This is a genomic window from Mycobacterium sp. NGS11 (genome assembly GCF_059813315.1).
The window spans coordinates 37,077-55,550 of sequence record NZ_JCALEJ010000026.1 but is presented as its reverse complement, the minus strand read 5'-3'; the positions used below and the strand labels follow the sequence as shown (position 1 = coordinate 55,550).

Here is an 18,474-nt window from a genome sequence, read left to right as displayed (position 1 = left end):
TTGCTTATCAGCCACGATCGGACGCGGCTCCGGCAGTCCACCTGCTGGCCACGGGCTCCCTGCGCGCATCGGCGGCCCAGCGGCCCCGGCCCACCGCAACGGCCTCGCCCTCGCCGGTCGCGGACCGGTTCCGCAACAACGCCGACCACTGGGGAGCCCACCACGTCCATCGGCCAAGCAGGTGAATGAAGGCCGGCACCAAGACCATTCGCACCAAGGTGGCATCGACGAGCACACCGAGCGTGAGTCCCAGGCCCAGCATTCGCATGAACGAGACATGCGCGGGGATCAACGCGGCGAAGGAAATCGACATCACCACCGCGGCGGTGGTGACCACCCGGCCGATGCCGGCGATGCCCAGCGCGGTGCTCTCGTCAGTGGCGGCGCGCGCTTCGGCCGCGGTCGGTGGCGTTCTGCGCGAGGCTTGCGATGCCAGCCAGTACTCGTGGATGCGCGAGACCAGGAACACCTCGTAGTCCATGGCCAGCCCGAAAGCGATGCAGAACAACAAGACTGGGATGTTGGCGTTCAGTGTCCCGTTGGGCGTGGTGCCTAGGGCGCCCAGGTGGCCGTCCTGGAAGATCCACACCATCGCCCCGAATGCCGCCGTTAGTGAGAGCACGTTGCACACCATTGCCTGCAGCGGCAGCACCGCGCTGCCGGTGAGCAGGAACAGCAGCGCGAAGGTGATGAGCGCGATCAGTCCGAACACCAGCGGCAGTCGCTTGGTGATCGCTTCGACGCTGTCGCGGTTGATCTGCGCCAGTCCGGTCATCTCGACCGACCGTCCCGCCGGCCCGGCGACCTGATGCAGTCGGTCGAGTTGGGTGTTCGAGGCGCGCGAGTAGAGCGGCGCGGTGGTTTTTACCGTGAGAAATGCGCTGCCGTCGGCCATGCCCGTGGGGGCGGCGGGCGGCCCCGCCGGATTTCCGGCCACGAACGTCCCCGCCGGTGCGGTGACCGCGGATACCCCCGGCACCCGGGACAGCCGGGCGGCGTAGTGCTGCAGGTCGCCGGGCGTCACGCCGTGAGCGTCGGGGACGACGACGGACACCGAGGTCCCCAACCCGTTGGCGAAATCGTCGTCCAGCATGTCGGCGACCTGGCGCGCCGACGCCGATCGCGGAAGCACGCGTTCGTCGGGAAAGCCCCACTTCACGCCCAGGAACGGCACCCCAAGCAAAAGCAGCAGCGCGACGACGCTCAGGCCGACCGGCATCGCGCGGCGCAGCACGAACTTGGTCGAGCGGTACCAGAACTGCGCCACCAGCGGCTTGTGCGCGTGGTCACGAAAGGGCCGCTGCCCGTGCAGAATTCGGTGCATCACTCTGCGAGCATCCATCGTGTCCAATCGGGGCCCCAGCAACACTATGGCGGCCGGGGTGACGACCACGGTCGCAATCGCGACGATTGCCGCGGTGGCCACGATGGTGTAGGCGGAAGACTTCAGGAAATACATCGGGAACAGCGCCATCACCGCCATCGACAGCCCCACCGTGGTGGCGGAGAACAGCACCGTCCTGCCCGCGGTCGCCATGGTCCGAATCAGCGCGTCGTGGCGGGCCATCGTCCGCATCAGCTCCTGGTTCCGGTCGCGGCCCTCGGTGCGCGCCAGCTCCTCGCGGTAGCGGGTGATGATCAGCAGGTTGTAATCGATGGCCAGGGCGAGGCCCATCGCGATGCTCAGGTCCAAGGCGTAGGTCGACACATCGGTGGCGAAGCTGATCAGCCGCAGCACCGACATTGTGCAGACGATGGCCAATGTGCCCAAGACGATCGGCATCGCAGCGGCCACGACTCCGCCGAGCACCCACACCAGCACTGCGAAACTCAACGGAATCGCGATGGACTCCATCAACAGCAGGTCGCGCTGGTTCTGGTCGTTGATCTGCGCGTACGCCACGGCCATGCCGCCGGCGCGCACCGTGACGCCGTCGCGGTCATGCACCAGGTCCTTCGTCAGCGCACGGGCGTATTTCTGCGCGTCGTTTTCCCCGCCCCTGAGGCCGGCCACGATCATTCCGGACTTGTCGTCCTTGCTGACCAGCTGGGCCGCGGCCGCGGGCGGCGACGTCCATGCTGACGACACGTTGAGCACCCATGGCGAACGTTTTAGCTGGTCGACGATGTCGGTACCGACCTGGCGCGCCTGAGCACCGAGGGCGCCGGTCGGCGCAGTCAGCACGATCAGCATCTGCTGATCGGTCTGGTTGAACTTGTCGCGAAGGGTGTCGCTCGCCCGGGAAGACTCCGACGTGGGGTCCTGGAAACCACCGCCGGACAGGCTGTTGACCACCGGCAGCCCGAAAATCGCGGCCCCCAGCAGCACCAACACGGCGATCGCGATGATGCGGCGCGGCGCGGCGATCGCAAGCCGGGTGATCACTTGCAGCATGGCGTATCGCCTACCCCAAACCGCGCGGGTTGACCCGCCGAGTATGGAATTGCTCACATCGGCGTCCTTGCGGCGCGTCGTCGGCGATCTCCGGGATCGAGGTTTGACCTGCTGGCGCTCGGGTATCGAATCTAAAAGCACACTTGGTACCTGGATTCGGCGTGCGCAGTGCCGGTTTGCCTGGGCTACAAGCAGATTGGATGTGCGATGGACGATAAGGACGACGGCATCAATATTCGGCATCCCACCGAAGCGGACTGGCAGGCGGTTTTCGAGAATCAGGCCAGGACTTTCGGCGATCCGGTGGGCCCAGCAGACCTCGAGGCGTGGCGACGTCGTGTCAGCCTCGACAACATTTTGATCGCCGAGGATGTCTGCGATCCGGAGAATCCGAATCTGGTCGGAACGTCCATCATCTACCCCTCGCGGCTCACCGCACCGGGCGGCGCCCAGTTGCGGGTCGCTTGGCTGACGATGATCGCCGTTGCGTCAACGCATCAGGGCAAGGGTCTTTGGGCGCAGCTCAGCGCCCAGGGACTCGGAATACTGTTGGAGCGCGGTTATCCCATCGTTTGCGGCGTTCCGACGCAGACAGCGATGTACGACGGCTTCGGCGCCGGGGTGTCGAGCTACAGCCACACCTACTCCATTGACCGCCGCTTTGCGAAGTTGCGCGCCGCGCCGGGCCAGATTCGGGCACGCGAGGTCAACACCGCCGAGGCGCGGCGGCAGCTGCCCGACCTCTACGAAAGGTGGTGTGCCGCAACCACTGGCGCGATCTCGCGCGACGACGAGTGGTGGGCCGACTACCTGGACGACCGAGCAACCCAGCGCGGCAACGGATCTGCGCTGCACTACACGATCCATCCGGACGGTTTCTTGACTTACCGGGTGGTCGGCTCGCAGCAGCATGCGTTCCGTCCGCCGCTTGGCACCGTGGTCGTCGAAGACTTCTGCCCAATCACCGACGAAGCGCACACCGAGCTGCTGCAGACGCTCCTGGTATTGGAGATGTTCTATCGCATCGAAATCGACGTAGCTCCTGACGATCCGCTACCGCTTAAACTCGTCGACCAACGCGCCGCTGAAACCAAAGGCGTGAGCGACTTTCTGTGGGTGCGCATCAACGACATTCCCGAAACGCTCGGCGCGCGCAGCTATGCCGCCGATGCCGACATCGTGCTGGAAGTCACGGACCCGCTCGACCTTGCGGGAGGGACCTTTCAGCTACAGACCCGCGACGGCATCGGGAAATGCACCCCCCACGAGGGCCCACCGGACATCAAGATCGGTCTGGCCGACCTGGCCACCATCTACATGGGGGCACACCGGGCGGCCCAGCTTGTCCGCGCCAACCGCATCACCGAGGTGCGCCAAGGAGCGTTGGGTGAGCTGGACGCTGCCTTCAGCACCGACCGGTCACCGTACACCGGCACGGTGCTGTAGGCCGATCTCGTTGCGCGACAGCATTCTTCACCAGCACAAGGGATGGCGTGCCAAAAGTCGGGGGCGGCCCGGCGCTGGCCGACCAGGGCGACCTCGGACGCCTACCGGCTTGCTCGCCGCCGGGCCGCTATCCTGGAACGAAGTCGGGATTTCACTCCGTAGCGCAACGCCTGTTATTGTCGCCTACGCGGTCTCGACCGACCACAAGCGCCGTTAGCTCAGTTGGTAGAGCAGCTGACTCTTAATCAGCGGGTCCGGGGTTCGAAACCCTGACGGCGCACATCAGAGTTGTTCACCGGGGTCCACCCCTCCCCCAGGGGCGGACCATCGGCCGGCGAAGTTGCGCTCTTAGAAGCACCCACTCACATGGATTCGCCGGCCGGCTCCCACGCAGACCCCTACCGGGGGTGGGGGTGGCGGCGGGGGCGGAAAATCCCCCGGCAACGGCGCGTAGGCGTCCGGCGGTGGGGCAAAGCTGTTGACCGTATCGGCAACGTTGGTACACCCACTCACCGAAACACGCCTGCCGGCGCTTGCGCATACGTCGGCGTGGGCCACACCGGTGGGCTCCACGACGGCATAGAGCTCAGGAATCGCCGTCAGAGCCAGCACCGCTATCCCCGCGACAGTCCAGGACCGCACCCACAATTTCATCGCGATCTCCTTTGTGTGACCGCCAGCTCCACTTGGCCCGATGGGCCAATGAATGAGCTGGGCAGCATTATATTTCTGTCACCGCACGGTCGACCCGAATTCGTCAGCAGAACCCGCGCCCTACCGGTCACGGGGTTACGCCGGGCTGGCCAATCAATGGAGTCCACTGACAGCGCTGCCTGATGTCGACCATCGGCTGACGAATGCCCTCCAGGTCGGCTTGCTCCTGCGGGTTCGCGCTGAAGTAATTCTGCACAGCGCCCTGGACCTGATCCTTGGGCTGATCCTGAAGGCCGGTGTAGAAATCGTTCACATCGGGGTGCAGAAACAGGTAGCTCGAAAGTGCCGTCGCAACACCAGCCGCGACACTGGCCACGTTTGCAGCTGTGCAGTCGGGCGGCCGTGGCGGGGGATCAGCTGCGGCGGTCGCCGCAGTAGCGCATAACAGTGTGCCGGTAACCGCGCCGGCGCCGATCGCGCTGAACAGCACCCGTCGCGGATCAATTTCTGACAGGAACATGACTGCCTCCTCCATCCGGTACTTAACTGGCCGCGACACGATGGCGGTCGATGCGCAGCTTCAGCTAATCAGAGTTGATGCTTCGTCACTGCGATACGGCGAATGGATCAAGCGAATTTCGTCGCACCGGCAATGGCCCGCGAGTCCTACCATCGCTCCGATGACCATTTCAGAGGAGACGTGTGAAGACTGAGCTGAAGTGGGTCGAGCCGCATGAGGGCCACTTCCAAGCCAGCATCGACGACCGCAGCGAGTATCGAGTCCACGCGGTCTCGACGGGCGGCTTCCGCGCCGAGCGCGTCGATGACGGCTTTGTGCACCACGACCTGGGCAGGGGCGGCACCGCCGCCGAGGCACAAGCGATCTGTCAGGACCTGCACACCCGGGCCATGCGACGCGCCGCCTGGGAGGCTTACATGGCCGAAAACGACCCGCCGGGCTGGGAGTAGCCGGTCGCCCGTTGTCGCGAGGCGTCACCATTTTCGGCGCACCATTTGCCGTCGTATCCCGCCGCAATAGCCGCTCTTGCAGGTAACTTTTTGCTGGCACCGATTGGCGCCGTCGGCGCCGATAGGCCCCGTGGGACACGCTGCGTCGAAGGAGCTGCAATGGGGTTCATCCGGCCCAACCTGCCGGTCGTCGACATGACCGAATGGAGCACGCGCTCACGCGCCGAACGGATCGTCCCGATGGCGCGCCACATCGCCGAGCACGGGTTCGGCACCCCACTGGTGATGCACGTGATGTACGGCGTGAAGATCGCGCTGTACATCCTGGGCGGCTGGCTGTTCGCGTGGTCGACCTCCGGCATCGGCGGCTTCACACAGGTCGGCGCGTGGTGGTCGGAGCCGATCGTGTTCCAGAAGGCCGTGCTCTACACGATGCTGTTCGAAGTCATCGGTCTCGGCTGCTGCTTCGGGCCATTGGCCGGGCGCTACTTCCCCCCGATGGGATCGATCCTGTACTGGCTGCGGCCCGGCACCATCCGATTGCCACCCTGGCCCGCTCGGGTGCCGTTGACCAACGGCAGCAACCGCACCCCGTTCGATGCTTTGCTCTACGGCATTTTGCTGGTGCTGCTCGTGTCCGCGCTGCTGTCCGCTGGCAGCGGGCCGATTCCGGCCCTGGACACAATGATCGGCGTGCTGCCTCGGTGGCAGACCGTCGCGATCCTTGGGGTGCTGGCGGCGCTCAGCTTGCGCGACAAGGTCATCTTCCTGGCAGCCCGTGGCGAGGTGTATGCGCCGCTGGCGCTGACGTTCCTGTTCGCCGGCGCGGACATCGTCGTCGGGGCCAAGGTCGTGTTCATGGTGATCTGGCTCGGCGCGGCCACCTCCAAGCTCAACAAGCACTTCCCGTTCGTGATCTCGACGATGCTGGCGAACAATCCGTTCATCCCGTCCGGCGCGCTCAAGCGGTCGATGTTCAAGCATCACCCAGACGACCTGCGGCCCAGCGCGTTGGCGGGCTTCATCGCGCACTTCTCAACCGCGGTGGAGGGTCTGGTACCGCTGGTGCTGCTCTTCTCACACGGCGGGTGGCCGACGGCGCTCGCCGCCTTCGTGATGATCGTCTTCCACCTGAACATCCTGCTGGCCTTCCCGATGGGTGTGCCGCTGGAGTGGAACGTGTTCATGATCTTCGGGGTGCTGTGGCTGTTCGTCGCGCACGCGCGCCTGGGGCTGTCGGACGTCGCCCACCCGCTGCCGATCGCCGTCCTGTTCGCGGTCATCGCCGGCACCGTCGCGCTCGGGAACCTGTACCCGCGCAAGGTCTCGTTCCTGCCGGGCATGCGGTACTACGCCGGCAACTGGGACACCACGCTGTGGTGCGTGCGGCCGTCGGCCGACGAGAAGTTCCGCGTCGGCTCGCGCGCCCTGGGCCCGATGCAGCACCTGCAGCTCGAGCGGTTGTACGGCAGCAAAGAGGAAACCCTGATCCCCCTGCACCTCGCCCTGGCGTTCCGGGGCATGAACACGCACGGACGCGCACTGCTGACCCTGGCGCACCGGGCCATGGCCGACTACGACGAGGACGATTACAACCTGTGCGAGGGCGAAGTCCTGTGCTCAATGGTTCTCGGCTGGAATTTCGGCGACGGGCACATGCACAACGAGTGCCTGATCGACGCGCTGCAACAACGATGCGGGTTCGAGCCCGGCGAGGTGCGGGTCGTCATCCTGGACGCCCAGCCCATCCACCGACAGCGGCAGGAGTACCGGCTGGTGGACGCGGCGACGGGTGAATTCGAACGCGGCTACTGCGACGTCGACGACATGGCCACCAACCAGCCCTGGGCCGACGACATTCCGGTGTACGTCCAGACCGGTCGCGTCACCGATTCCTGACGCGGCGTACCGCCACCACCACTACGAGGGCCCCGACGCCGGCAAGCGAGGCCAGCACTACCGGCTTCTGCACGAATCCGATCACCCGGATTTTGATGTCGTCGGCGAGGCGCCGGGGGTTGGCCCGCTCGGCAAGCGAGTCGACGGTGGCCGCCAGCTGGTCACGGGCGACGTCGATGTCCTGCTTGATGGCTTCGGGGTCCCGGTCCGCCACTGTGTCCTCCAAGTCGCCCACTATCCAGCTCCTACACCTGCCCGAACTACCCTAGATCAGCTGGCGGTAACCCCGTCGCTCCGGTGAACAGAAAGGTGCTGACCTTGACCGAGACCACGCGGCTTGCTCCGGGTGATAAGGCGCCCACCTTCAGCCTGCCCGACGCCGACGGCAACAAGGTGTCGCTGGGCGACTACCAGGGGCGTCGTGTCGTCGTGTACTTCTACCCGGCCGCGTCGACGCCGGGCTGCACCAAGCAGGCGTGCGACTCTCGCGACAGCCTGGCCGAGCTCAACGGCGCCGGCCTCGAGGTCATCGGAATCTCCCCCGACAAGCCGGAGAAGCTCGCCAAGTTCCGTGACGCCGAGAAGCTGACGTTCCCGCTGCTGTCCGACCCCGACCGCAAGGTCCTGACGGCCTACGGCGCGTACGGCGAGAAGCAGATGTACGGCAAGAAGGTCACCGGCGTCATCCGCTCCACCTTCGTGGTCGACGAGAAGGGCAAGATCGCCGTCGCGCAGTACAACGTGAAGGCGACGGGCCATGTCGCCAAGCTTCGCCGCGACCTGTCGGTCTAGTCGCCGATGACGGCGGCCTCGGTGTATTCGGTGATCGGCCGCGCGATTCCTTGCTCGTCGCAGACCCGCTGCAGCTTCTCCAGCGTCTCGTCGATCCCCGGGCCAAGCCGCTTGCCGGGGGTGAAGATCGCCGGCAGGTGCTGCATGCCCTGGATCACGCCGATCGTCGGATAGTGCACCGTGCCATCGGGGTCGCAGCGATAGTCGGGCATCCGATCGAGCACCGCCGTGAGCATCGACTTGAACACGACGCGCGCGACGTTGGAGCCGATGCAGCGGTGGATGCCGAGCCCGAAGCTGAAGTGCCGGTTGTTCTTTCGGCTCAGGTCCAATCGATTCGGATCGGGGAACACCGCGGGGTCGCGGTTGGCCATCGCCCAGGACAGCCACAGGCGATCCCCCTCCTTGAACCGCGTGCCCGCGAGTTCGAGGTCGGCGGCGATCGTGCGACCATCGCCGGGCGCGGGCGTGAAGTAACGCAGGAATTCCTCGGTCGCCGAGTCGAGCAGCGTTGCTAAATCCCGCTTGAGCAGTTCGCGCTGCTCGGAATTCTCGCCCAGCCATTCGAGGGCATGCGCGGTCAGCGCCGTCGTCGTGTCGAAACCCCCGCCGATGATCAAGCCGAGCATTCCGAGCAGTTCGGCGTCGGGGGCGGGTTCGCCGTCGATCTTCAGTCTGGCCAATGCGTCCACTATGCCCGGGCGCGGGTTCTCGCGGATCTCGAGAAGGTGGTTGAACAGGTCCGCCCCCATCGCCATCGTCTGCTCCAAAACCCTTGGGGCGTCCGGGGAATCGGCGGGGGTGTACACGTTGGCGTGGGCCGGCTCGCAGTAGAGCTGCCATTTCTTCAGCGGAACGCCCATCATTGCCAGAGTCAGGACGGCGGGCACGACATTCGCGAGATCGTCGACGAAGTCGATCCGTCCGACTTCGATCTTCTCGTCGATGCTCGCCCGCACGATCTCGTCGACAAATGGTTTCCAGCGCTTGACGGCCGCCGGCGACAGGTAGGGGTTGAGGATGCCGCGGTAGGCGGAGTGCAGGGGCTCGTCCATTTCGAGCATGCCGCCACGGACGCCGGTGCCCTGCGGCAGCGTGGGGATTGTGATGCCCTTGTAGCCGGTGCCTTCGCCGGTCACGTCGTGGTCGTTGGACACGTGCGGGCATCGAGCGAGCTCGAAGACTGCCCGGTTGCCCGCGGCCACCCAATGCCCGCCGTAGGTTTCGGTCCACGCCACCGGGCACCTGGCGTGCATGTCCTCGGTGATTGCGGTGAACCGCTCGCGGTACTCCGGGGTGTGGCGATCGAAGTGGTAACGGTTGGTGTTGCCGGCGTCTCCGGTCAGGGTGTCTTCCGTGCTCACGGTGGCGTCTCCTGCGGACGAGTGGCTGGATATAGAAGCAGTATGCGGCGCGACGGTCGATCTATACAGGCATCCGGCTCGAGTTTCGCTTCAGCCCTCGTTGGCCTACAACAGGCTTCGCCGATCCGGTGGGGTGGTGAAGGTGGTTATTGCCGCTTCGCTCCGCCAACGCCTTCGGGGCAAGGTTCTTCGCCCGCGGGCCCGAACACGGATCCCAGTCTTTTCAGCCGACGTTCGAACACACGCTGCAGGGGCGTCGCGACGAAGGTGGTGATGATCGTCATGAGCGCCAGGATGGTGTAGGTCTTGCCGGTGACCAGTCCCGCGTCGAGTCCGATGTTGATCAAAATCAGCTCCATCAGGCCGCGGGCGTTCGCGAGAGCCCCCATCGCGCCGGCTTCGTTCCAACTCATGCCCTGCCAACGCGCTGTCAGTCCGATGGCGGCGAACTTCGCGGCGAACGACACGACCAAGACGACGATCGCCATCAGGAGCGTGGATCCGTCGAAGATCAGGCTGAGCTGAGTGTTGAGCCCCGAGTAGATGAAGAAGGCCGGAATCAACAGGTATGCGACCAGCGGTTCGAACCGGTCTCGGATTGCATCGAGCAAGGCACCGCGCGGCATCACCGCACCGGCCACGAAAGCGCCGAAGACGGAATAGATTCCGACCAGATCGGTGAACCAGCTCGCAGTCAGCACGACGAGAAGGACGATGGACAGATGCGCGATAGACAACCCGCCCGTGCGCTCGACCGCGGTACGCCGCGGTGTCCAGGTCTCCAATCTGGCAAGTAGCGGCCGGCCGACGAACACCATGAACAGCAAGTACGCCAACCCGCCTCCGATCGCCAGAACCGCTCCGGACAGGGTTCCCTTGGAAGTCGCGACCAGCGTCGCCAACAGAATCCACGAGCAGGCGTCGTCAACAGCGGCGCACGACAGCGACATTGTCCCCAATCGGGTGTTGAGCAATCCGGAGTCGTAAACAATCCACGCCAGCATCGGGAATGCCGTGATGGCCATCGCGGAGGCGACGAACAGGCCGCCTTGCCAATGCGCCACCTTGGCTGTGAAGTAGCCGCCAAAGCTGACCATCAGCCAACCCGTGACGCCGCCGAGCACCAACGGAACACCGATACCGGCGGCCGCGGTGGCTCCCGCTTGCCTGAAATGTGCGCTCAAAATTTCCAGCTTCAAAGACGCGCCCACGAGGAACATATAGAGCACCAGCCCGAGCTGGCCGACGACGTAGATGGCCGTGAGGTTTGGGTGGGTGAAGGTTTCCGCGCCGATGGTCAGCTTGGTGGGGAACAACCATCGCTGCCCCGCCGGCCATATCCAGCCCAAAACCGAAGGGCCGAGCACGAATCCAGCCACCATGATCGCCACCACCTGCACCTGACCCAAGCGGCGGAAGAGCGGCCACAACAGACGGTAGGTAAGCAGTATGAATGCGATCTGGAGGAAGAAGTGAGACGTGATAGCGAGTAGGGAAGGCATGGTTGCTTCCTATCGGCAGTAGTGCAGCATGTGAGAAACCCGTTATTTTGTGTCCGACCAACGAAAAACGGTGAGACAGGCGATCAGTCCGCCGACACTCCATACCGTCAGCATCAGAAACGTCATCCCGTGTTCCCAGCTGCCGGCCGGCTCGAATGCGGCCATGTCCGGTGGCAGCAGCACCGAGCGGAATCCTTGAGCCATCCACTTGACCGGGAACACCGAACCGAGGGTCAACATCCATGCCGGCAAAGCCATCAGCGGAACGTATGTGCCCGAGACGAATTGCAGAGCTACCGCCGGCCCGTTCGTGATCACGGCGGCCGATACCGCGTTGCTCGCCAGATTGCTGACGAAGATGCCCAGTAACGAGCAGCTGACGATGCCCAGGATGAACACCCAGATCAGCGTGAACCATCCGAAACCAGTTGTCGGTAGATGCAATTTGAAGACCAGCACGCCTACCGACAGGAGTACAGCCGCCTCGGCCAGGCTGGCGACGGCAACCAGAGAAACTTTTCCGATGAAGTACGACGTCGCGGTCGCCGGGGTACCCCGGAGCCTTCTGAGCGCACCGCTTTCACGGTCGGCAGCGATGCTGATACCAAGGTTGATGAACGAAGTCGAGAGGATCCCGTACGCGAGAATGCTCGCGGCGATCACAGCGCCCGTGCTGGTATCGCTATGCGGCAGTTTCATCGAGAAGATCGAGCCTAGGAGGATACCGATCGCGGCCGGCATCGAGAATGTCAAAACCAGTTGCTCCGGCCGGCGGTAGAACATCTTCAACTCGGGCACGATTCGGGATGCCCCGATGCGCAGCGGCGACGGGAGCGGCGACTTTACTGCCGAGAGGCCCTGTTTCGGGGACGCGGCGCTTTCGACGCGGTCGATGGCCATCACACCAGTCCGACCAACTGAAGATAAGCGTCTTCGAGCGTCGGACGAGAGACCGTGAGCTGAGCCAACTCCGCTCCCTCCTTCGAGCGCCGCCTGATCAAATCGGTGGGGTGATCCGTCTCCTCCACGTGGACCCGGTCTCCCTCCACCCACCGGACCGTCGCGGCGGATTTCACGTGTTCGGTCAGTCTGTCCGGCGAGTCGAGAGCCACCACCCTGCCGCCGGCGAGGACCGCCACGCGGTCCGCCAGGGCGGCAGCCTCGTCGAGATAGTGGGTGGTCAACAGGATGGTTGTGCCATCGCTGGCCAATAACCTGATCAGGTCCCAGAATCGGCGTCTCGCGTCTGGATCGAAACCCGTCGTCGGCTCGTCCAAGAAGAGCAGTTCGGGCAAGCCGATGATGCCGAGAGCAACGTCGAGCCTGCGCCGCTGCCCACCGGAAAGATTTTTCACTCTGGAGCCGGAAACAGCAGCGAGTCCCACGAGTTCAAGCGTTTCCTCCGGAACACGCGCCTTCTCATAGCATTTGGTGAACATTCGCACGGTCTCGGACACCGTCAGCATGCCGGAGTCGCTGACTTCTTGTAGCACTACGCCGACTTTGGCGCGCCAACTACGCCCCGCGGTTCCGGGGTCTTCACCCAGAACTCGCACGTGCCCACTATCGCGGTGTCGGTGCCCCTCAAGGATTTCGATGGTCGTCGACTTACCCGCACCGTTCGGCCCGAGGATCGCGAAAATCTCGCCATGGCCGACATCGAGATTCAGATCACGCACCGCCTGCAACTGTCCGTAGGCTTTCGACAGGCCCCGAACATGCACCGCGAATGTGCGGTCGGCCATTGTCATAACCGAACCGACGCCGGTGGTGCCGGGTTCACGGCTGTGCTCCTTCTGCCCCATCCTCGGAGGGACGTCCCTGGAGATCGGCCAACATTTGCCGGAGGTCTGAATCAGATAACTGCCCGATTAGCTGATCCACGTCTTCGAACGTGGGGGCTGCCGATCGCTGATCATCGGGCGGGTTGCCCTCGCCTGGTTGGAGCTCGACGAGTATGCGATCGGCCAGTGAGTTGACGCTAACCCCCCTGAGCAGTTCCAGCACCGGTAGATCGATCGCGAAGGTCGCGCTGATCCGTGTCCTGAAATCCATTGCCATCATTGAGTCCAACCCGAGATCGTCGAGTGCGTCGTCTGGTGCGATTTCGGTAACGCCGACCTCGAACACCGCGGACACGATTTGCCGCACGAGGCGTCTGACCATGTCGAGCCGCTCTGCTTCTGGGCATTCCGAGAGAGCGTCGAGCAGGGACGATTCGGAATCGGTGTCATCGGGTGAAGCCTGATCTGTTCCCAGTTCAGAGAACATCGACGGCAGTTGTCCGACAAGCCCGACACGGCGGGCCCGCGTCCAGTCGACGCTGATGGCGATGACGTTCGGCGCTTTTTGGTTGATTAGTCGATCGAGGATCTGCGTGCCGGCCGCGGGCGTGATCAGCTCGATTCCTCGCTCAGCGTAAACCCTTTCGAGGTTGAGCTCTTCCACCATGCCGACTGACCAGGGGCCCCACCCGATAGTGAGCGCCGGCAATCCTTCGGACTGTCGGTAGTGCGCAAAGGCATCGAGGAATGCGTTGGCGGCGGCGTAGTTGCCCTGCCCCGGCGATGCGATAACCGACCCTGCGGATCCGAACATCACGAAGAATTCCAGCTCGTGTTTTTTGAAAGCGTTGTGCAGCACCCGAGTACCGGTGACTTTGGGCCCCATCACGGTGGCGAAATGCGCTTCGGTCATATTCACGAGGAGTCGATCGTCGACAGACCCTGCGGCATGGACGATTCCACGAACCGGATGACCTCCGTCTCGGATGTGCTGACTCAACCAAGATTCGACTTGATCGCGGTCGGTTATGTCGACACTGGCCGTCGTGACCCGAGCACCGAGGCTTTCGATGTGTCGGATCGCGTTGACCGTTGAGTAATGCCGATGGTCGCGGGGCAGGGACGGCCAATGAATCCTTTGCGGTATTTCGCTGCGGCCCAGCAACGTGATATGCCGCGCTCCCCGCTGGGCGAGGTATGTGGCTACGGTACGACCGAGGGCACCTGCTCCGCCGGTGACAACGTAGGTGGCGTCGGGGGTGAGCTTGGTTGGGAAGGGCCTCGTCAGGCTGCTGATCGGGCGAAAGCGCGGAACGAGCGTCGCACCGCCGCGGATGGCGAGCTGGTCCTCGGTCTCATCGACGAGAAGATGCTCGCAGATTCGGGCAACTGTCTCGGGGCGGTCGCCGTCGTCGATGTCGATAAGTCCGCCCCAGTTTTTGACCAGTTCCTGATGACCCATCACACGACCGAGTCCCCAGATGGCCGCTTGTTCGACGGCAAGCGGTTCGGTTCGAAGTACCGGTTGCGCGTTAGCGGTGACCAGGTAGAGGCGTGGCTGAACGGTGTCGTTGTCCGCGAGGGCCTTGGCCAAGTGGAGGATGGTGAAAAGGCCTAGGCGTTCGTTCGTTTCAGCGACACCCTCGTCCGGAGACCGGCTGTCTTGGCCGACATGCTCGATGACGCCGAGGCGAGGTGATTCACCGTCTGGAAGCGGGCTGATGTCTAACGGCCAGCAGTCGATGATGCCGGAGAGGTCGCCGTGCCTGTCGAAGTGCGTGTGAAGCAGTTGTTGCAGCTGCTCGGGGCGCTGCGGATCAAGGGCGTACCCGCCGTCAAGTTCTGTCAGCGCATCGACGGGTCGATGCTCGACCGTTCGGACGCGCTGGCCGCTTCGGCGCATCTCCTCCGCGAGCGCTGTTCCGGTACCGGCGGAATCGATGAAAATGAGCCACGACGTGCCGTCGGTCGCGACCGCGTCCTCGTGTTGATCTCGCTGGATGCCGGCATGCGCGACCCACTGAATTTCATAGAGCCCCTTGTCGACTCGCTCGGGCGAGATGCGAGATGACGCACTGAGGGATTGCACGACGAAGCCGTTGATGACAGCGAGCGGCTGTCGGTCTTCGTTCGCGATCGTGATGTCGCTGTGAATCTCGTCTTCGTCGGCCGATACGACACGCACGTGGACGGTCATGTTTTGCGCGGGCGGACGATATATGGCGCATTGGCGGATTCGGACGGGAAGGTAAGGGCTTTCATGTTGGTCGTTCCCAAACAGAGGTGCGCCGAGCAGTGTTTGGAAGGCGCCGTCGATAAGAGCGGGATGGAAGCGATACGAGTCGATTTCGTCGTCGAGCTGCGCGGGGATGGTGACGCGGGCGCTCGCCCACCCAGTTCCTGCAGCGACCCCGGTGACAGTCCGGAACGCATCACCGTAATTCAATCCGGCGGCTCGGGTACGGGCATAGAACTCGTCACCGTCGATCGTGGTGACCTGTTCCGTGCCACAGCGGGTCTCGGCGCGGTCAGGCGACGTAGGCAGTGTGCTGAGTTCGGCGGTTGCCGTTATCGTCCACTTCAGGTCCCCACCGGCTGTTGCTGTGAATGCGGCGAATTCGAGCGCGCCGGTGTCCTGGTTGAGGGTCGTCCTGAGAATGGGGTCGCAGGTGTCGTCGAGGATGAGGGCGCGTCGCAGCGTCAAGTTGTCTACTCTGTGGTCTGCTGACCCGTACGCTTCTTTTCCAGCGGCCAGGGCTATCTCGATAAATACCGCCCCGGGCACCAGAACACTTCCCTGGACCTGGTGATCCGCGAGGAAAGGCACGGCCGCCGTGCTCAACTCGACTTCCCAGGTGGGGTGCACCGCACTCACCGATTGCCCGAGAAGCGGATGCACCGGATGGTAGTGCAGGTCCTCCGCAGCTTCCTGGGTCTCGTTCCAGTACCGCTTCGATTGCCACGGGTACAACGGAAGGCTCAGCAGCCGCGCCGCCTGTCGTGGATACAGAGCGTCCCACCCCACCGGGTGACCATTGCAGTGCAGCGCCGCAACGCAGTTCATCAGCGTCCGACTATCGTCATCGCCGCGGCGCTGGGCCGCCAAGACGACAACGTCCGTCTTCTGGGCTGCCGCGATCTCGACAATCGACGTCGCCAGCACCGGATGCGGTCCCAGCTCGACGAAGTGGGTGTACCCGTCATCGAGCATCCTGCTGATCGCGGGTTCGAAAAGAACTGTGGCGCGGGTGTTTTGCCACCAGTAGGAGGCGCCGGCAGCGTATCCATCCAGTCGTTCGCCGGTCACGGTGGAGTACAGCGGGATCGTCGCGGCGTTGGAAGACAGCCCCTCCAGCGCGGCGTGGAGCTCATCTCGCACTGTTTCCATGTAATGGGTGTGATACGGGACTTTGACGGTGAGGAACCGGTTGAACACCCTGAGTTCGTCCAGTCGGCGGGCAATGTCGTCCAGCGCGTCGCTATCGCCCGCGACCGTGACGGATGACGGGCCGTTGACCGCGGCGAGGGATATTCGCCGGCTGTCCTCGAATGTTCCGTCGTCGATCGATTCTGCGAGCGCTTGGGCGCTGAGCCCAACGGCGAGCATCCGGCCCAATCCACTGGTGCGCTGCTGCAGGCGGCTTCGGTGATAGATCACTTGAATTGCTTGTTCGAAGGTCAGGAGATCGGCCAGATAATGGGCGGCCACCTCGCCGGCGCTGTGCCCAACCACGGCGTCAGGTCTGACGCCGAACTCCTTGAGCTGCTCAGCAAGCGCTATCTGAACGGCGAAGTTGGCGGGTTGGGCTACATTCGTCTCCGCCATCCGAGAGCGGGTTTCGTCAGTTCGAAGTTCATCGATCAACGACCAACCGGTGTAACGGGACAGCTCGCGGTCACTGCGCATGATGCTGTCGGTGAAAGCGGGATAGACGTCAAGCAATCCTCGGCACATCTTCCACCACTGGGGTCCCATCCCGGTACAGACGAATGCCAACTTGGGCGCGGTCGATGGCGTGCGGCCCAGCGAGCCGTGTTCAGCGACCGCCCGAAGTTGGTCCCGCGCCTCGGCGAGGCCGCCCGCGACAATTGCACGACGATGATTCAGGTGCGAGCGCCGACGGCTCAGGGTGTATCCAAGGTCCAGCAGTGTGATGTCGGGGTGAAGGCTCACATGCTCGGCCAATCGCTCGGCTGTCGCTGCCAGGGCCTCTTCGCTGCGCGCCGAAATCGGCAACACGGCCAGCGGCAGCGGCTGAGAGCAATCCGCGTTGTTGCCTCCCGCCCCAACGGGGGGTTCACTCAGCACAACGTGGGCGTTGGTGCCGCCGAAGCCGAACGAGTTGACGCCCGCGACGCGCCGCTTGCTGTCGGGAAACGGCCGACCGACGCGGGGAATGTCAATTCCCGTGCTATCTGCGGTAATCGGATTCCTCAGATGCAGATTAGCCGGAATGTAGCCATGTTTGAGCACCAGTGCTGCTTTGATCAGTCCGGCTATCCCCGCGCCCGCCTCGAGATGGCCGATGTTGGTTTTGACCGATCCGATAAGCAGCGGATCCGAAGCCGGACGGTTGGCGGCGAGGACATTGGCCAGCGCCCGGACCTCGATGGGATCACCGATGGGCGTTCCGGTGCCGTGTGCCTCCACATATCCGACTTCATCGGGCCGAACGCCCGCTCTCCGCAAGGCTGTGGCGATTGCGGCTTCTTGCGCCTGAGCGCTGGGAACGGTGATGCCGTCGGTGCGACCATCTTGTGACACCGCGGTGCCGAGGATCTGGGCGTAGATTTGGTCGCCATCACCGAGGGCCTGCTCCAGCGGTTTGATGACGACGACCGCGCCGCCTTCTCCTCGCGCGTAACCGTCAGCGGATTCGTCGAAAGCCTTGCAGCGCCCGTCCGGGCTGAGAAATCCGCTCTTCGACTCGGCGATAGCGGTGTTGGGTCCGATCATGATGTTGACGCCACCGGCCAACGCCAAATCACATTCGCCGTTCCAGATGCTCAGCGCCGCAAGATGCACCGCGACGAGCGAGCTCGAGCACGCCGTGTCGATCGTCATGCTTGGTCCGCGAAAATCGAAAGCGAACGAGATCCGGTTGGCCAGCATGGTCATCATCATCCCGGTGGCGGAATGGCTCTTGAAGCGATAGCGGCTGACCCGCCCCTGATTCTGCAGAAGTTGGTAGTCGAGGGTGAAGCCTCCGACGAACACACCAACGTCAGTCCCGGCGAGGCTGTCCGCGGGAATCCCGCCGTCTTCCAACGCCTCCCAGGTGGTCCGCAACAAGAGGCGTTGCTGCGGATCGATTAAGTTCGCCTCCCGTGGCGAGATACCGAAGAACTGGGGGTCAAATTGGTCGATCTCGCTGAGGAACCCGCCCCGTCGGGTCGCCATCTTGCCGACTTTGGCGGGATTCGGGTCGTGGTATTTCGCAGCGTTCCATCGTGTCTCAGGGACTGTGCACGTGGCGTCGGTCTCACTGGCCAGCAGACTCCAATAGCTGTGCGGCGTGTAAGCACCGCCCGGAAAGTGACACCCGATTCCCACGATTGCCAAGGGCTCGCGCATTCCCTGTGCGCTACGCATGTTCATCCTTTCGCCTCAAAGCCGTTCACGGGTTCACACCGGATCGCCAGCAGAAGGTCGGCTCGCGGCTTTCGTG

The 18,474-nt window shown here is 63.9% G+C and carries 13 protein-coding genes and 1 tRNA gene; 5 read left to right on the top strand and 9 right to left on the bottom strand.

The genetic code is table 11. The features are described from left to right. Window positions 1-7: 7 nt before the first annotated feature. Window positions 8-2,395: an MMPL family transporter gene (locus AC5Y4T_RS21855; RefSeq protein WP_499955315.1), complete on the bottom strand. Its 2,388-nt coding sequence runs from the start codon at window positions 2,393-2,395 to the stop codon at window positions 8-10. Window positions 2,396-2,602: 207 nt separating this feature from the next. On the opposite strand from AC5Y4T_RS21855, the gene AC5Y4T_RS21850 reads away from it, so the two are divergent. Beyond that, window positions 2,603-3,841, top strand: coding sequence for a GNAT family N-acetyltransferase (locus tag AC5Y4T_RS21850; protein ID WP_499955313.1), 1,239 nt, complete (start codon window positions 2,603-2,605; stop codon window positions 3,839-3,841). Window positions 3,842-4,048: 207 nt separating this feature from the next. Further along, window positions 4,049-4,121, top strand: a tRNA-Lys gene (locus AC5Y4T_RS21845). Window positions 4,122-4,189: 68 nt separating this feature from the next. Here AC5Y4T_RS21845 and AC5Y4T_RS21840 read toward each other — a convergent pair. Further along, window positions 4,190-4,483 carry a hypothetical protein gene (locus AC5Y4T_RS21840; protein WP_499916674.1) on the bottom strand — a complete coding sequence of 98 codons (294 nt, stop codon included), beginning with the start codon at window positions 4,481-4,483 and terminating at the stop codon, window positions 4,190-4,192. A 139-nt stretch (window positions 4,484-4,622) separates the two neighbouring features. Further along, window positions 4,623-5,015, bottom strand: coding sequence for a heme-binding protein (locus AC5Y4T_RS21835; protein WP_499955311.1), 393 nt, complete (start codon window positions 5,013-5,015; stop codon window positions 4,623-4,625). Between the two features lie 182 nt (window positions 5,016-5,197). Between AC5Y4T_RS21835 and AC5Y4T_RS21830 the strand changes: the two genes are divergently transcribed. Together AC5Y4T_RS21830 and AC5Y4T_RS21825 are read left to right on the top strand one after the other, a co-directional pair. Next, window positions 5,198-5,464, top strand: a complete 267-nt coding sequence (locus tag AC5Y4T_RS21830; protein ID WP_499915280.1) for a hypothetical protein — start codon at window positions 5,198-5,200, stop codon at window positions 5,462-5,464. A gap of 159 nt (window positions 5,465-5,623) precedes the next feature. Next, on the top strand, window positions 5,624-7,363 hold the full coding sequence (locus AC5Y4T_RS21825) for a DUF3556 domain-containing protein (RefSeq protein ID WP_499955309.1): 1,740 nt from the start codon (window positions 5,624-5,626) through the stop codon (window positions 7,361-7,363). Here the strand turns inward: AC5Y4T_RS21825 and AC5Y4T_RS21820 are convergent. Then, window positions 7,350-7,577: a DUF3618 domain-containing protein gene (locus tag AC5Y4T_RS21820; protein WP_499916672.1), complete on the bottom strand. Its 228-nt coding sequence runs from the start codon at window positions 7,575-7,577 to the stop codon at window positions 7,350-7,352. The genes AC5Y4T_RS21825 and AC5Y4T_RS21820 overlap by 14 nt on opposite strands. 104 nt (window positions 7,578-7,681) lie before the next feature. Between AC5Y4T_RS21820 and bcp the strand changes: the two genes are divergently transcribed. Beyond that, a complete protein-coding gene (bcp, locus tag AC5Y4T_RS21815; RefSeq protein WP_499955308.1) occupies window positions 7,682-8,155 on the top strand; it encodes a thioredoxin-dependent thiol peroxidase in 474 nt (157 codons plus the stop codon). On the opposite strand, the gene AC5Y4T_RS21810 is transcribed toward bcp, so the two are convergent. From AC5Y4T_RS21810 to AC5Y4T_RS21790, 5 genes are all read right to left on the bottom strand, one after another. After that, entirely contained in the window at window positions 8,152-9,519 is a 1,368-nt protein-coding gene (locus AC5Y4T_RS21810) for a cytochrome P450 (RefSeq protein WP_499955306.1), read from the bottom strand. The genes bcp and AC5Y4T_RS21810 overlap by 4 nt on opposite strands. A gap of 146 nt (window positions 9,520-9,665) precedes the next feature. Further along, the gene (locus tag AC5Y4T_RS21805) at window positions 9,666-11,021 is read right to left on the bottom strand and encodes a cation:proton antiporter (protein WP_499955304.1); all 1,356 of its coding nucleotides are present in this window, start codon (window positions 11,019-11,021) and stop codon (window positions 9,666-9,668) included. 42 nt (window positions 11,022-11,063) lie between these two features. Next, window positions 11,064-11,921 carry an ABC transporter permease gene (locus AC5Y4T_RS21800; protein ID WP_499955302.1) on the bottom strand — a complete coding sequence of 286 codons (858 nt, stop codon included), beginning with the start codon at window positions 11,919-11,921 and terminating at the stop codon, window positions 11,064-11,066. Beyond that, window positions 11,921-12,766: an ABC transporter ATP-binding protein gene (locus AC5Y4T_RS21795; RefSeq protein ID WP_499955337.1), complete on the bottom strand. Its 846-nt coding sequence runs from the start codon at window positions 12,764-12,766 to the stop codon at window positions 11,921-11,923. Before AC5Y4T_RS21795 ends, AC5Y4T_RS21800 begins: the two co-directional genes overlap by 1 nt. A 34-nt stretch (window positions 12,767-12,800) precedes the next feature. Then, entirely contained in the window at window positions 12,801-18,398 is a 5,598-nt protein-coding gene (locus AC5Y4T_RS21790; protein ID WP_499955300.1) for a type I polyketide synthase, read from the bottom strand. Window positions 18,399-18,474 lie beyond the last annotated feature (76 nt).